The 13,271-nt window shown below is 67.4% G+C and carries 15 protein-coding genes; 8 read left to right on the forward strand and 7 right to left on the reverse strand.

What is annotated here, in order from left to right; genetic code table 11:
* Window positions 1-6: 6 nt before the first annotated feature.
* Together MUK72_RS07065 and MUK72_RS07070 are read right to left on the reverse strand one after the other, a co-directional pair.
* Complete coding sequence (locus MUK72_RS07065; protein ID WP_244705179.1) at window positions 7-798, reverse strand: helix-hairpin-helix domain-containing protein; 792 nt, start codon at window positions 796-798, stop codon at window positions 7-9.
* Between the two features lie 99 nt (window positions 799-897).
* Entirely contained in the window at window positions 898-1,719 is an 822-nt protein-coding gene (locus tag MUK72_RS07070) for a shikimate dehydrogenase (protein WP_244705181.1), read from the reverse strand.
* Between the two features lie 89 nt (window positions 1,720-1,808).
* Between MUK72_RS07070 and MUK72_RS07075 the strand changes: the two genes are divergently transcribed.
* The 3 genes from MUK72_RS07075 to ftsZ are packed head-to-tail and all read left to right on the forward strand — an operon-like array spanning window position 1,809 to window position 5,668.
* Complete coding sequence (locus MUK72_RS07075; RefSeq protein WP_244705183.1) at window positions 1,809-3,155, forward strand: sodium:calcium antiporter; 1,347 nt, start codon at window positions 1,809-1,811, stop codon at window positions 3,153-3,155.
* A complete protein-coding gene (locus MUK72_RS07080) occupies window positions 3,155-4,516 on the forward strand; it encodes a D-aminoacyl-tRNA deacylase (protein ID WP_244705185.1) in 1,362 nt (453 codons plus the stop codon). The genes MUK72_RS07075 and MUK72_RS07080 overlap by 1 nt, the downstream gene beginning before the upstream one ends.
* Window positions 4,517-4,540: 24 nt before the next feature.
* Window positions 4,541-5,668, forward strand: coding sequence for a cell division protein FtsZ (ftsZ, locus tag MUK72_RS07085; RefSeq protein ID WP_004053267.1), 1,128 nt, complete (start codon window positions 4,541-4,543; stop codon window positions 5,666-5,668).
* A gap of 80 nt (window positions 5,669-5,748) precedes the next feature.
* On the opposite strand, the gene MUK72_RS07090 is transcribed toward ftsZ, so the two are convergent.
* Window positions 5,749-7,083 (reverse strand): NosD domain-containing protein, encoded by a 1,335-nt coding sequence (locus tag MUK72_RS07090; RefSeq protein ID WP_244705187.1) that lies wholly within the window; start codon window positions 7,081-7,083, stop codon window positions 5,749-5,751.
* A gap of 136 nt (window positions 7,084-7,219) precedes the next feature.
* Here MUK72_RS07090 and MUK72_RS07095 point away from each other — a divergent pair, with 136 nt between their 5' ends.
* The 3 genes from MUK72_RS07095 (at window position 7,220) to MUK72_RS07105 (ending at window position 8,797) form a co-directional block, all read left to right on the forward strand.
* Complete coding sequence (locus tag MUK72_RS07095) at window positions 7,220-7,393, forward strand: protein translocase SEC61 complex subunit gamma (protein WP_004053264.1); 174 nt, start codon at window positions 7,220-7,222, stop codon at window positions 7,391-7,393.
* Window position 7,394: 1 nt separating this feature from the next.
* Entirely contained in the window at window positions 7,395-7,832 is a 438-nt protein-coding gene (locus MUK72_RS07100; RefSeq protein WP_004053262.1) for a transcription elongation factor Spt5, read from the forward strand.
* A gap of 200 nt (window positions 7,833-8,032) precedes the next feature.
* The gene (locus tag MUK72_RS07105; protein ID WP_244705189.1) at window positions 8,033-8,797 is read left to right on the forward strand and encodes a PHP-associated domain-containing protein; all 765 of its coding nucleotides are present in this window, start codon (window positions 8,033-8,035) and stop codon (window positions 8,795-8,797) included.
* Here MUK72_RS07105 and MUK72_RS07110 read toward each other — a convergent pair.
* From MUK72_RS07110 to MUK72_RS07120, 3 genes are all read right to left on the reverse strand, one after another.
* Window positions 8,791-9,801, reverse strand: coding sequence for a PGF-CTERM sorting domain-containing protein (locus MUK72_RS07110; RefSeq protein WP_244705192.1), 1,011 nt, complete (start codon window positions 9,799-9,801; stop codon window positions 8,791-8,793). The genes MUK72_RS07105 and MUK72_RS07110 overlap by 7 nt on opposite strands.
* 67 nt (window positions 9,802-9,868) lie before the next feature.
* Window positions 9,869-10,357: a metal-dependent hydrolase gene (locus MUK72_RS07115; protein ID WP_244705194.1), complete on the reverse strand. Its 489-nt coding sequence runs from the start codon at window positions 10,355-10,357 to the stop codon at window positions 9,869-9,871.
* 27 nt (window positions 10,358-10,384) lie between these two features.
* Window positions 10,385-10,903 (reverse strand): CinA family protein, encoded by a 519-nt coding sequence (locus MUK72_RS07120; RefSeq protein ID WP_244705196.1) that lies wholly within the window; start codon window positions 10,901-10,903, stop codon window positions 10,385-10,387.
* Between the two features lie 84 nt (window positions 10,904-10,987).
* Here MUK72_RS07120 and MUK72_RS07125 point away from each other — a divergent pair, with 84 nt between their 5' ends.
* Both MUK72_RS07125 and MUK72_RS07130 read left to right on the forward strand, forming a co-directional pair.
* Window positions 10,988-12,088 carry a pyridoxal phosphate-dependent aminotransferase gene (locus tag MUK72_RS07125; RefSeq protein WP_244705198.1) on the forward strand — a complete coding sequence of 367 codons (1,101 nt, stop codon included), beginning with the start codon at window positions 10,988-10,990 and terminating at the stop codon, window positions 12,086-12,088.
* Between the two features lie 82 nt (window positions 12,089-12,170).
* Window positions 12,171-12,764 carry a DUF998 domain-containing protein gene (locus tag MUK72_RS07130; RefSeq protein ID WP_244705200.1) on the forward strand — a complete coding sequence of 198 codons (594 nt, stop codon included), beginning with the start codon at window positions 12,171-12,173 and terminating at the stop codon, window positions 12,762-12,764.
* Here the strand turns inward: MUK72_RS07130 and MUK72_RS07135 are convergent, their stop codons facing one another.
* On the reverse strand, window positions 12,765-13,268 hold the full coding sequence (locus MUK72_RS07135) for a gamma carbonic anhydrase family protein (RefSeq protein ID WP_244705202.1): 504 nt from the start codon (window positions 13,266-13,268) through the stop codon (window positions 12,765-12,767).
* Window positions 13,269-13,271 lie beyond the last annotated feature (3 nt).

A 13,271-nucleotide genomic window follows, 5' to 3' on the forward strand; every position in this document is an offset into this window, starting at 1 on the left:
AAACAGCTACTGTCGGCGGGCCTTCGCGCGCTCGCTCCAGCGTTCCATACGGCTTTCGGCGACGTCGATCTCGTCGGCGACCGTTTCGGGGTCGGCGTCGGCGAGATCGGCGACGTTCTCGATGCCGGCCTCGTCGAGCCGCTCGGCGTAGGACGGGCCGATCCCCTTGAGCGCATCGACGTCGTTGTCGGCGGCGTCGTCGCCCGGATCGGCATCGGTCGGGCCGGCCGCCTCGGCGTCCTCGGCCGCCGAGATCGACTCGTTGGTCTCCTCGGTAATCGAGCCCGTCGAACCGCTCGCGTCGCTGCCCGCTGCGGCGGCCTCGTCGGCGGTTCCGTCGCCGTCCGCAACGTCGTCGGCTTCCGATTCGTCCTCGGATTCGTCGCCCACCTCGTCTTCGAGTCCCTCGTCGTCGGTCGGGCCGACCGCCTCGGCGGGCTCGGCGGCACCCTCGGAACTGCTCTCCTCGGTCATCGAGCCGGTCGAGGCGGCCGCATCACCGCCGGCCGCCGCCGACTCGTCCGCGTCGGCGTCCTCCTTGATGGGGGCGTCGTCGCTCTCGCTGGACGCCGATCCCGTGACTTCACCGGTTTCGGCACCACCCTCGGCATCCTCGTCGACGATCGATTCGGTCGAACCGGCGGCGTCGCCGCCAGCGGCTGCCGGCTCGTCGGTGTCGGTTCCCTTGACGGCGTCCTCGGAGTCCGTCGTCGGTGCCGTCCGCGAGCGCTCGTGGCGATCCTCCGACCGACCGTCGTCGAGACCGAGCAACGATTTGATGGTATCGAGCAGCGTCATGGCCGCTCCTACCATCCCCGGGGTTAAATATACTGTCGGACGGAAGTCCGAAAAAGGGACGATGCCGGTCGCGTTGGCGGTTCGACAGCTCTTCAGTCGTCAGTCCGAGCCACCGTCGTCCGACGCGAGCCGTTCCCGGAGTGCCTCGTTCATTCTCTCTACGGGGGCCGTGCGCCCGGTCCAGCGCTCGAAGGCCGCCACGCCCTGATAGAGCAGCATCCATCCGCCGTCGATCGTTGTCGCCCCCGTGGCGGCGGCCTCACGGAGCAATCGCGTCTCGATCGGCGAATAGACCGCGTCGAGAACGGCGAGATCACCATGTAGCGCTCCGGGGGCCACGGGTGAGACGTCCTCGTCCATCCCGACGCTCGTGGCGTTCACCAGCACGTCGGCGTCCGCGAGGAACTCGTCGAGTTCGTCGAGCCCGTGGCCCGTCGCGCCGTCGATCTCGGCGGCGAGTTCACGGGCGCGCTCGGCGGTCCGGTTGGCGATCGCGACCGCCATTCCTTCGTCGGCGAGCGCGAACGCCGCCGCACGGCCCGCCCCGCCCGCACCGACGACGACCGCTCGCCCGGAGAGCGACACGTCGTGATGGGCGAACGCGCGCTTGACGCCGATCGCGTCGGTGTTGTGGCCAGTCACCTGCTTCCCGCCGAAATCGAGCGTGTTGACCGCGCCGATCCGCGCCGCGAGCTCGTCCGGTTCGCAGTGGTCGCACACGTCACGTTTGAACGGAATCGTGACGTTCAGTCCCTGGATCCCGAGCGCGCGAGCGCCGTCGATGGCCGCTGCGAGATCGTCGGGATCGGGCTCGAAGGTGACGTATCGTGCGTCGATCCCCAGCTCGCGGTAGGCCGCCTCGTGTAGCGGCGGCGACAGCGAGTGCTCGACCGGCGAGCCGACGAGTCCAAACACCTGCATGGGTATCGATCACGACCCGGGGCGATAAGCGGGCCGATCCGCGCAACCGACAGCAAAAGAGATAGGTGCGTGCCTCGCTCGGTTCGACCATGTTCGACCGTTTACGCCATCCGCTCGTCGCCGTCGCGGCGGCGCTCTTGCTGACCGTCCCGTTCCTCGGGCTGTTCGTCTCACACGGCCTCCATCTCACCCCGGAGCCACCGGGCGCGAACATCACGCCGGCGATGGCCGTGCTCACCGGCGGGGCGGCCATCCTCGGGGCGTCGTTCCTGCTCGCGTGGGCGGCCGAGACGGCCGAAAAGGACGTCCCGACCGCCTTCGCCATCGCCGTGCTGGCGGTGCTCGCGGTCGCGCCCGAATACGCCGTCGACGCCCTCTACGCCTGGCAGGCCGGCTCCGGACAGAGCGGGGCGGCACAGCTCGCCATCGCCAACATGACCGGCGCGAACCGCATCCTCATCGGCATCGGTTGGGCGGGCATCGCGCTCTTCACCGTCTATCGCGCCAAGCATCTCGGCGACGAGGCCGTCGAACACCGCTCGGGCTTCCTGGCCGATGTCGTCACGCTCGATCACGGGATCGCCCTCGAAATCGTCTTTCTGCTCGCCGCGACGGCGTTCGCGTTCCTGGTCCCGCTCGGCGGCACCATCGGCATTCTCGACACCGTCGTTCTCCTCGGTCTCTACGTGCTCTACATCGCTATCGTCATCCGTGGCGATGTCGAGGAACCGGAAGAAAACGTCGGCGTGCCGGCGTACTTCCAGGCGTATTCGAAGATTCCTCGCATCGCGGTCGTGCTCTTCCTGTTCGCCTTCTCCGGCGTGCTCATCTACATCGCCGTCCATCCCTTTGCGACGGGGCTCGAACGGCTGGGGCTCCAGTACGGCGTCCCCGAGTTCTTCATGATTCAGTGGCTCGCGCCGCTGGCCAGCGAGAGCCCGGAACTCATCGTCGTCGCCTATCTCGTCAACAAGGCACGCTCGACGGCCGGGTTCAACGCGCTCATCTCCTCGAAGCTCAACCAGTGGACGCTGCTGATCGGGACGCTCGCGATCGTCTTCTCGATCGCCGCCGGCCACATCGGCGGGCTGCCGATCGACGAGAAACAGGTCGCCGAGATCTGGATCACGGCCGCCCAGAGCCTGTTCGCCATCGGCATCCTCTCGAACTTCGAGATCTCCGTCCGCGAGGCGATCGGGCTGCTCGTCCTGTTCGCCTCGCAGGTCATCGCCGAGTTCTACGTCATCCAGACGATGGCCGAGCAGGCGGCGAACGAGGTCTCGATCCTCATCCTCCACGGCTACACCGTCGTCTACGTCATCCTCGGCCTCGCGCTGTTCGTTCGCCACCGCGAGAGCCTGCGCGAACTGCTCGGCCGTACGGCGACGAACGCCCGCGAAGCGATCGGCTCCGGCCAGCCGGAGCGTGCCGACTGATGGCGGGCTCACTCGCCATCGTCGTCAGCCGTGCCGACGCGGCCTCGACGAACATCGCCGCCCGGCTCCGCGAGTGCATCGACTGGGAGCACGATACGGACGATTCCCGTCCCGACGGCGAGGGCGGGGGAACCGTCTATCGCGCACCGGGGATCGAACTGCGCGAGTTCGACGCGCTGCATCTCGATCTCGTGAACGTCGCCGACGCGTTCACCGATCCGCGGCTGGTCGTCTTCGCCTCGAAACACGCCGGCGACACCGGGCGATTCCTCACCGCTCACCACACGGGCAACTTCGGCCCCGCCGAGGCCGGTGGTCAGGATGGAGAGCTCGCCGAAGCGGCACCGAACGCCCACGCGGTGGTGCTCGACGCGCTCGCCGACTACGCGCCCGCGAACTACGACGTCGGTACGGAGTGTACCCACCATGGGCCCACCGACGTCGGCGCGCCGTCGCTGTTCGTCGAGTTGGGAAGTTCCGAGTCGGAATGGGACGATCCAGAGGGCGCACGCGCGGTCGCCCGCGCTATCCTCGATCTGCGCGAGGTCGCTCCCGAACGCGAGCGCCATGTCGTGGGGTTCGGCGGCGGCCACTACGTCCCGCGCTTCGAGCGCGTCGTTCGCGAGACCGACTGGGCGGTCGGCCACATCGGCGCGGACTGGGCGCTCGACGCGATGGGGGCCATCGACGAAGCCGTGATCCGCCGTGCCTTCGAGCGAAGCGGTGCCGAGCGTGCGCTCGTCGAGGGTGAGCGGCCCGCGCTCGAAGAGACGATCGAGGAACTGGGCTACGAGCTCGTGAGCGAGACGTGGCTGCGCGAGACCACCGGAATCCCGCTCGACATCGTCGCCGACGCCGAGCGACGGCTCACGACCGTCGACGATGGGCTCCGATTCGGCGCGCCAGCAGCGAAGACCCCGGTCGAGAGCGTCGATTGCTGGACGCTGCCGAGCGCGCTCCTCGCCGAGGCCGAGGGGATCGACGCCGAAGCCGTGCGCGAGAGCGTCGAGCGCCACGCGTTCGCGTTCGAGACCGACCAATCTGGCACGCGCCTCGGCGAGCGCGCGTTGCTCGACGACGCCGGACGGACGGCGGTCATCGACGCGCTCGTCGCTCTCCTCGGCGAGAAGTACGAGACGGTCGAGCGGGCGGAGGGGGCGATCGTCGCACACGAGCGGGCGTTCTCGCCGGCGAAGGCTCGGACGCTCGACGTTCCCGAAGGCCCGAAGTTCGGGCAACTCGCCGACGGCGAGCCCGTGGCCGTCGACGGGCGGACCATCGAGCCCGTGGCTGTCCACGAGCGGCGCGAGCGGCGCTTTTCCCTCGACGGCGCTGCGAGCGGAAAGGGGAAAGATAAATAGGCGGCCTCCGCCACTCGAAGACAAATGGATTCGATCATCGAGGACGCCATCGACGAGGCCGAAAACGGCCATGACGAGGACGAGCGGCCAGCAGGCGAGCGCGATGCAGGAGCGATGACCAACGAGGAGCTCGCGGGCGTCGTCGAGGAGCTCAAGACACAGATCACGGTGATCGGCTGTGGCGGGGCCGGCTCGAACACCGTCACGCGGATGGCGAAGGAGGGGATCCACGGCGCGAAGCTCGTCGCGGCCAACACGGACGCCCAGCATCTCGTCGAGCAGGTGCAGGCCGACACGAAGATCCTGATGGGTCGTGACAAGACCGGCGGGCGCGGTGCCGGTTCGGTGCCCAAGATCGGCGAGGAGGCCGCCCGCGAGACGATCGGCGACATCACCGAGACGATCGATGGCTCGGACATGGTGTTCGTCACGGCGGGTCTCGGCGGCGGGACGGGAACGGGCGCGGCCCCGGTCGTCGCTCAGGCCGCCCAGGAGGCCGGCGCGCTCACCATCGCCATCGCCACCATCCCCTTCACCGCGGAGGGCGAGCGCCGGCGCGCCAACGCCGACGCGGGACTCGAACGCCTCAGGGCGGTCTCGGATACCGTGATCGTCGTCCCGAACGACCGCCTGCTCGAATACGCGCCGAACCTCCCGCTCCAGGACGCCTTCACCATCTGTGATCGCGTGCTGATGCGCTCGGTGAAGGGGATGACCGAACTCATCACCAAACCCGGCCTCGTCAACGTGGACTTCGCCGACGTTCGCACCGTGATGGAGAACGGTGGTGTCGCGATGATCGGGCTCGGCGAATCCGACTCCGAGAACAAGGCGCGCGATTCGATCCAATCGGCGCTGCGCTCGCCCCTGCTCGACGTGGAGTTCAAGGGTGCCAGCTCGGCGCTCGTCAACGTCGTTGGCGGTCCGGACATGTCGATCGAGGAGGCCGAGGGCGTCGTCGAGGAGCTCTACGACCGGATCGACCCCGACGCGCGCATCATCTGGGGCGCGTCGGTCGACGAGAGCTTCTCCGGGAAGATGGAGACGATGATCGTCGTCACGGGCGTCGACTCGCCGCAGATCTACGGCCGCTCGGATCTCGCCAGCGAATCCGGCGGGCAGGTCGACTCCGACATCGACTACGTCGAATAACTCGGCTCCACACTGACGAACCGGCTCTCGTCGTCTGTTTTCCGCGACAAACATCTCACATTACTACTGATAGCGACCGTTCAGCGACGCCGCCCGAACCGAACGGCGAGCAGACCGGCCACACACATCGCGAGCAGTCCGATGGCGGGACCGAATCCCGGACCGGTGGTCGACGAGGTCGTCGTTCCGTTCGCGCTCGTCTCGCTGGCGTTCGCCACGGCCGTCGTCTCCGCGGCGATAGGTGTCGCCTCAGCGTCCGTCGTCGATGCCGCACCTGACGTTGCGCTCTCCGCCGTGGGTGCGGTGGCTGTCGCCGTTGGCGTGGCGGTTGCCGTCGCGGTCGGTGTAGCGGTTTGCGTTGCCGTCGGTGTCGCGGTGGCCGCCGTCGTCGTGGCGGTCTGCGGTGCGGTTGCTGTAGCGTTCGACGTCCCGTTCCCCGAGCGACTGAAGATCCCGATCGTCGCGGGATGGGGAACGCCGTCGGCCGAGACGGTGTTTGCCTCGGCATTCACCGTCGAGCCGTCGAGTTTCGACCACGAGTCGCCGTTGGGACTGCTCCAGAGCGCCAGCGAGGACTCATCCACCCCACTCGCGTCGTCGTAATGAAGTGAGAGCGAGAGGTTCGATCCCTCACCGTAATCGGTGGTTCTGACGGCCGTCCCGACGGCGGTTCGGCCGGAGGGGGCGCTATCGGGTTCGCCCTGCGCGTGCACGCCGACGTTCGTCCCCGAGAGATCGGCCGTCACCGCCCCCATGTCGAGGTTCTCCACTGTGGTCTGTGAGTCGGTACCCGGATCGTAGCGATCGGAGTAGAAATCCCAGAGCGAGTTCCCCGTCGCCGTGTCGTTCACGAAGCGATTGTCGATACTCGCGCGCTCGATATGCAGGCCGTACTTGTTGTCGTTCGCGGTGTTGTCGGCGATCGTGTTGTCGCTCGCTTTCCGGAGTTCGATCCCGAGGGCGTTCTCCCGAACGGTGTTCTCCGTCACGGTGGTGTCGTCGGTCGAGAGCAGCGTGATCCCCTCGGTCGCGCCGGTCGCGGTGCTGTCAGCGATCGTTCCGTTGTCGACGTTCCGAAAGAGGATGCCGCGGGTGAATCCCTCCGTGTGCACTCCCCGAACCGTGACGTCCGAGAGTCGTTTGGAGCCTGCGACCTCGACGCCGACGCCGGAACTGCCGCCGTCGATCCCGTGATCGTTCCCGTCGAGGGTGACGTGACTCGCCGTGATCCGGAGGCAGTCGTCCGACTCGGCCGAGAGGTTCGACGTGAGCGTGTACGTTCCCGGCGAGTCGATCGTCGTACACGAATCGATACTGGTGGTCGGTTGCGCGCCGGCGATCCCGACCGACGCCGTGGTGCTCCCGAGCGCCACGACGACGAGCAGTACGCCGACTATCGCTCGGCCGTTCGACACGTAATCCCTCCGTCGTCCTGTGATACATTCATGGTCATCGATCGGGTTCCAACGGGACTGTTATCTATCTCTCGCTCTCGCCACGCGGGGCGGTCGGTGTCACAAGATAGAAATTCGTCCGGGGAATACCGGCCGTATGGACATCAAATACGACCTTTCGAGCTACACGCGCGTGTTGAAGCTCGCCAGCACGCCATCGTGGGAGGAGTTCTCGCGCATCGCGCTGATCGCGGGCGCGGGCATCCTCCTCATCGGCATCGTCGGATTTCTGATCTTCACGGTGATGAGTTTCCTCCCGGGGGGTGTCTGAGATGGGGATGTACGCCGTCAAGACGACCGCGAGCCAGGAGCGCACCGTCGCCGACATGATCATGGAGCGCGAGGCCGAGGACATCCACGCCGCGCTCGCGCCCGACTCGCTGACGAGCTACGTGATGGTCGAGGCCGACGATCACGCGATCCTCGAACGCGTGCTCGACGAGATCCCCCACGCCCGCAACCTCGTCCCCGGCGAGTCCTCGATCGCGGAGGTCGAACACTTCCTCTCGCCGAAACCCGACGTCGAGGGGATCGCCGAGAGCGATATCGTCGAGCTCGTTGCCGGCCCATTCAAGGGCGAGAAGGCACAGGTCCAGCGCATCGACGAGGGGAAGGATCAGGTGACGGTGGAGCTGTACGAGGCGACGGTCCCGATCCCCGTCACCGTTCGTGGCGACCAGATCCGCGTGCTGGACAGCGAGGAGCGCTGAAAGCGTTCCTCAAGCAGTCAGCGCGGCTCCACCGCGCTGAATAGAGCGAGGAATGGTAGCTCCTCGAACTCACAAACGCCGTGGCACGCCGTGACGGATAGTGAGGTGTGCTGACAGCCTTTTCAATATACCTGTCTGATCTTCGAACTTCGACGGACGATCGGAAACCGCTATACGCTAACGATTCTCCCCTTGAATTAGTGACGCCGAACGAGTCGTTTCGCGTCGATCTGCACGTCAAAGTTCTCGACGAGCACGTGGTCCGCCGAGCCAAGCGGTACGGTCTCGATGCGTTGGTCTACGCGCCACATTTCACTCAGCTCGCCGATATCCGCGCGAAAGCACGCGAATACACCGACGACGAACTGCTGGTGGTGCCGGGCCGCGAACTGTTCACGGGATCGTGGCGCAACCGGCGACACGTCCTCGCGCTCGGACTCGACGAGCCGATCCCGGATTTCGTCACGCTCGCGGGTGCGATGGCCGAACTCCGCCGACAGAACGCAGTCGTACTGGTTCCTCATCCGACCTTCCTGAACGTCAGTCTCGATCGCGCGGCCATCGACCGCTATCGTGAGATCGTCGACGCCGTCGAGATCTACAACCCGAAATACTGGGCCCATCACGACCGCCGCGCGCGCTCGATCGCCGCCTCATTCTCGCTCCCGACGTTCGGCTCCTCGTACGCCCACCGCAAGCGGACGGTCGGCGAGGTCTGGACCGCGTTCGAGCGGACGATCGATGGTGTGAACGACCTGCTGACGGCGCTTCGCGAGGAAGCCCCCCGGCGCGTCGAGCACCGAACGGGGGCGATCCATCGCCTGCGGCGCGCCGCGGAGTTCGCCCATCTGGGTTACGAAAACAGCGTGACGAAGTTCGATCGGCTCGTTCTCTCCGGCACCGAGCCGACACATCCCGCACAAGAATACTACGGAGATCGGTTCGACGACGTGCGAGTCTACTGATTCCGGCGCAGGAGGACGAACGCGCTCGCGAGAACGGCGACGAGCGCGAGTCCGACTCCGAAGCCCGGTCCGTTGGAACTGCTCGTCGTGTTGGCGGCCGTCTCGGTCGCCGTGGCGGTTGGGGTCGGCGTGGGTGTCGGCGTCTCGACGTCACCGACCGGGGCGAGAACGCTCGCGTTGTCGATGTTCCCTGCTTCGGCGACGACGCGGTCCTGCTCGATGTTGACGAAATTCACGCCGTCGGGCTGGCTCCAGTTACCCTCGAAGCGCCACATCCGGAGGCTGTTCTCGGTCACGTTCGCGCGCGTCACGTTCGCCTCGTCGTAGCCGATGCCGAGCCGGAGCGAGCTATTGCCGCTCGTGGCGACCGCGCCGAGGCGCTGGCCGACCGTCGAGCGGTTGTCGAGCCCGCCCGGTGGCGAGCCGACGCCCGTGAGCGCGACGTCGCTGGCGGTGAACGAGGCGTTGTCCGTCGAGCCGGTCGCGAAGCCGCTGCCGGTGACGGTCGTGTTCCCGACGGTGTAGAGGCTCCAGCGGCCGTTATCGATCGCGGTGACGTTCTCGACGCGTGCGTCGCTCGCGGCGCGCAGGCGGATGCCGTGGCGGTCGTTGCCGCTCGCGGTGACGTCCTCGATGCTGCCGTTCGCGACGTCGAGATACTGGACGCCGGTCGTCCAGCCGGTCGTCGAGACGTTTCTGACGGTGACGTTCGAGAGGCTCGTCAGCGAGTTGTTCACCTTCACGCCGACGCTATTGTTGGCGTTCGCGCCCCCGATCATGTGGCCGCCGCCGTCGAAGGTGACGTCGCTCGACAGGATCTGGACGCACGTCGACTGTGAGCTGTTCGCGATGTCGGCGGTGAGAACGTACTCGCCGTCGTCGGCGATCGTCCGACACGAGTCGATAGGTGTCGGCGCGCTCTGTGCGCTCGCGGTGCCGGCGACGCCCGCTGCGAGCAGCGCGAAAACGACCACACAGACGCCGACGGTTCTGCCTGCAGTCATCGTTTCCTGTGATTCGCTCGCCGGTGATACCTGTTCTGCTCTCGGCTTACGACCCGCTCGTTTCGGCTCAGGCGAGCCCGCTCGCGCGCAGGCCGCTCGTCACGAGTCGGCGGGGGAGATCGTACGCGAGCGCGGCGGCGACGACGAGCTCGAACGCCGTGATGAGCACCATCAGCCCGCCGGCGTAGCGACTCCGCGCCGAGACGCCGACCGGGACGTCGAACTCGGCGCGATCGAGCGGGTAGAGCAGCGCGAGCCCGCGTTTCGATCCGAACAGATCGAGCACGTAGTGGGTGGCGACGCCGATCCAGACGAACTGGAGGTTGCCGAAGTAGTGCGGATAGACGAAGAAAAGTATCAGAACGGGGAGGTTGTGCAGCGTCTTGCGGTGGGTGCCGAAGGCGGTGTCGACGTCGGGGATGAGCGCGCCGAGGGTCACGGGCACGCCGATGGCGATGGCTGCCCGGACCGTCGCGGCATCCAACGACGGATGGGCAAGACAGGCGAGCCCGACGCTCAGGACGATCGCGTTGAGCACGTGGCCGCGCTTGTTCATTTTCGCTTCACTCGACGCGGGTGTCCCCTAAGTCGCTTCCTGCTCGCGATCGTCGAGCGCCTCGAACACCGCCGTGAGCGCGCGCCGGGCGATCTTCTCCTTGACCTCCGTGCGCGTGCCGTCGAAGACGTAGTGTTCGACCCTGCTCGTCGACTCGCCGGTGCCCCACTCGCCAGCGTGGGCGACGCCGATGTAGACCGTTCCCACCGGTTTCTCGTCGGTGCCGCCGTCTGGGCCCGCGATGCCCGTCGTGGCGAGCCCCCAGGTCGCGTCGGCGGTGTCGCGCGCGCCACGGGCCATCTCGCGGGCGACCGGTTCGCTCACCGCGCCGTGGGCGTCGAGGCTCTCGCGACTGACGGCCAGTAGCGCGCGCTTGGCCCGCGAGGAGTAGGTGACGAGCGAGCGATCGAAGTAGTCACTCGATCCAGGAACGTCGGTCAACAGCGAGCCCACGAGCCCGCCGGTACAGGACTCGGTGACGGCGATCGTCGCGTCGCTCTCCCGGAGCGCGTCGCCGAGCCGTCGTTCGATCGCGTTGTCGGTCATGACCGATCGGTCGCCCGCCGCGGGCAAAAACCCACCCCTCGTGGGAGCCGAAAGACGGAGTAGGCGGCGACCGTCAAGCAGCCTATGGAGTATCAGACGCCGCAGTTTTTCCGGCTGATGCAGTACGCGGCAGCCGCCGAGCGGGACGTCGTCGAACTGGTCAGCGGCGGCCCCGACTGGAACGCGCCGTCGGCGATCGGCGAGGGGCTTCACGAATTCGCCGATCTGGACGGCAACGACTACCAGTACCCGCCGAGTGCGGGGCTCGCGGATCTCCGCGAGGAGATCGCCGCCCGGCGCGGCGTCGCCATCGAGAACGTCGTCGTCACCAACGGGGCCGGCGAGGCGAACTCGCTCGCGCTGGCGGCGGCGCTCGATCGCGACGCGGGCACGGAGGTGCTGCTCACCGATCCGGTCTACCCCTACTACCCCGGCAAGACACAGCTGTTCGGCGGCATTCCCCGCTACGTCCCGGTCGATGCCGACGGCTCGCTCGATCCCACCGCCGTCCGCGAGCGCGCGAGCGACGAGACGGCCGCCATCGTCGTCAACACGCCGAACAACCCGACCGGCGCGGTCTACGGCGAGGAGACGATGGCCGAACTGGTCGCGATCGCCGCGGCACACGACGCGATCCTCGTGAGCGACGAGGTATACGATCACTTCGATTATACGGGGGAGTTCGCGAGTGCGCTTGCGGTCGATTCGCCGCACCGGATCGTGACGAACGCCTTCTCGAAGTCGATGGCCATCACGGGCTTTCGCGTCGGCTACGGCGTCTTTCCGGACGAGCTGGTCGATGGGGTGCGCAGTCGCCACATGCTCGTCAACGTCGCCGGCAGCCGACCCGCCCAGTACGCCGTTCTCCGCGCGCTCCGTGGGACCGGTCCCGAGTATTACGAACGCAATCGCGAGCGCCTCGTGCGCCGCATCGACGGCTTCACCGACGCGCTCGACGACGCCGGTGCGGAGTACACCGCTCCTGATGGCGGGTTCTACGTGATGGCACGCTTCCCGGAGTTCCCCGGAACGATGAAGAACGCCGAACGGCTCGTCGACGAGGCCGGCGTCGCCGCCATGCCCGGCGAGACCTTCGGCGAGGCGCGCGCCGACTGGTTCCGGTTCGCGCTCGTCTCGCCCGAAATCGAGACGGCGGGCCGCCGACTCGTCGACTTCTTCGGCTGACTGATCGCACTGCGGATCGTCGAGTATCGTGTGTCGAGCGCGACGGTACACTCAAGCAACCACCGGCCGCGATCTCGAACGAATGACGAACTCGTCAGAGCCCACACCGTCCACACGAGCGAACAGGATCGCTGCGGCGTTCGGCGTACTCTCGATCGTCGTCGCGCTCGGAGCGATCACCGCGGCCATCGCGCTCTCGACGCGGTTCTCGTTTTCGACGAGCGCGCTGTCCGATCTCGGGCGCGCGAGCTGGGCCTCGACGGCCGTGTTCAATTACGGACTACTCCTCTCGGGTGTGCTCGCGCTCCCGTTCGCCGTTGTCCTTTCCAGAAACGCCCGAACATTGCTCCAAGCCGCCGGCAGCCTCGCCTTCGCGCTGGCGGCGGTCTGCCTCTCGTCGATTGGCGTCTTCGCGCTGCCCGCCCCCGAGCACGGTCTCGTCGCGGTCGGTTTCTTCCTCGCGTTCACCGTCGCGTTCGTTTTCGACGGCGTTGGCGACGTGCGCATCGGCGCACGGGCTCGTGGTCTCGCGACGCTCGGGCTGGCGCTCGTCCACGTTCTCGGCTGGGTGGTGTGGCTCGGTGCGGGCACGCCGGGCGGGCTGGCGCTGCCGGAGCTCGTCGGATCGGCCTGTCTCTCGGTCTGGGTGCTCGCCACGGCGGCGCGGCTGTGGTAGTCAGTCGATGCGCTCGGACGAGCGTTCGTGGCGCTTCGCCAGTTCGACGTAATGTTCGCCAGCGTGGGTCCACGGCGAGTCTTCGACCTCCTTACGGACTTCGGCGGGCGTCCCAGCGACGAGCGTGTTCGGCGGGACGTCCATCCCTTCGGTGACGACGCTACCCGCCGCGACGAGGCTCTCCTCGCCGATGTGTGCGTCGCCGAGAACGGTCGAACTCATCCCGACCATCGCGCGCTCGCCGACCGTGGCCGCGTGAACGATGGCCGTGTGGCCGACGGTCGCGCCGGGCCCGATCTCGCAACCCTCGTGACAGACCGCGTTGTCCTGGACGTTCGCGCCCTCGCGGAGGACGATCGCGCCGGAGTCGCCACGGAGGGTGACGTTCGGCCAGACGCTCGCCTCGGCCTCGATCGTGACGTCGCCGATGACGATTGCCGATTCGTCGACGCGCGCCGACTCGTGGATGGTGGGTTCGGTGCCCTCGAACGAGCGGATGACCATGCG

This window comes from Halococcus dombrowskii (assembly GCF_022870485.1).
Lineage (GTDB): Archaea > Halobacteriota > Halobacteria > Halobacteriales > Halococcaceae > Halococcus > Halococcus morrhuae.